At 42.3% G+C, this 534-nt stretch carries 4 tRNA genes; all 4 read right to left on the bottom strand.

The window, feature by feature from the left end:
* Positions 1–39 precede the first annotated feature (39 nt).
* Positions 40–124, bottom strand: a tRNA-Leu gene (locus tag CWC04_RS19260).
* 93 nt (positions 125–217) lie between these two features.
* Positions 218–294: transfer RNA gene (locus tag CWC04_RS19255), tRNA-Met, on the bottom strand.
* 5 nt (positions 295–299) lie between these two features.
* Positions 300–374 (bottom strand) — tRNA-Gln (locus CWC04_RS19250).
* A gap of 37 nt (positions 375–411) precedes the next feature.
* Positions 412–496 (bottom strand) — tRNA-Leu (locus CWC04_RS19245).
* Positions 497–534 lie beyond the last annotated feature (38 nt).

Here is a 534-nt window from a genome sequence, read left to right as displayed (position 1 = left end):
CAAAGTATGAGCTGATTATTTTAGTTCTTATCGAGAACATGGTGCGGAAGGAGAGACTTGAACTCTCACATCCTAAGATACTGGAACCTAAATCCAGCGCGTCTACCAATTCCGCCACTCCCGCATTTTTACTTTGAATAATCAAAGAAAGGTAGTTATTTTAAACTCTTCATTGAGCTGCAATTTAACTCTTGCAGAGCCACTTCTAAAAAAGAAATGGTGGCTAAGACGGGATTTGAACCTGTGACCCCATCATTATGAGTGATGTGCTCTAACCAGCTGAGCTACTTAGCCATTGTTGGCTGGGATACCAGGATTTGAACCTGGGAATGCCAGGATCAAAACCTGGTGCCTTACCGCTTGGCGATATCCCAACAGAAAACAATTGATAGTTTAGTTCATATCAGAACATGGTGCGGAAGGAGAGACTTGAACTCTCACATCCTAAGATACTGGAACCTAAATCCAGCGCGTCTACCAATTCCGCCACTCCCGCATTTTCACTTTGAATAATCAAAGGAAGGTAGTTATTTT

It is taken from the genome of Pseudoalteromonas sp. S2893 (assembly GCF_005887105.1).
GTDB classification, from domain to species: Bacteria; Pseudomonadota; Gammaproteobacteria; order Enterobacterales; family Alteromonadaceae; genus Pseudoalteromonas; species Pseudoalteromonas atlantica.
This window is presented reverse-complemented; position numbering and strand designations above follow the sequence as displayed.